This window comes from Phormidium sp. CCY1219, from assembly GCF_055795085.1.
The window spans coordinates 1-415 of record NZ_JAYFEQ010000922.1 but is presented as its reverse complement, the minus strand read 5'-3'; the positions used below and the strand labels follow the sequence as shown (position 1 = coordinate 415).

The window sequence follows — 415 nt, the reverse complement described above, 5'->3', positions numbered from 1 at the left end:
AGCCTATGCCTCAGATCTCCACAGGAACCGTAGGGCGATCGCAACTTGCATGCAAATGATTCGCGCTGGCGAAGAAGGAGAAAAAAAAGTTGACAAAACAGTGGCAATCGGATATAATTATTCATAATGGGAGCAAAACATTAAAGCAATGCTTTGATTGTCATAGGGAGCCTATGCCTCAGATCTCCACAGGAACCGTAGGGTGACGCCGCTGGCCAATCTCTGGCATGTCAGCCCACTCCAATCTTCTGAGGCGTCACCCACCAAACAGACCTCCCAGGTAGCAACATTTGCAATTCACGCCGGCGAAGAAGGAGAAAAAAAGTTGACAAAACAATGGCGCTCGGATATAATTATTCATAATCGGAGCAAAACATTAAAGCAATGCTTTGATTGTCATGCCCAAACTATCCCT

The 415-nt window shown here is 46.0% G+C and carries 1 protein-coding gene; it reads left to right on the top strand.

The features are described 5' to 3' along the window. Positions 1–202 precede the first annotated feature (202 nt). On the top strand, positions 203–415 hold a 213-nt coding region (locus tag AC0QH1_RS30440), incomplete at its 3' end, for a hypothetical protein (protein ID WP_324635198.1).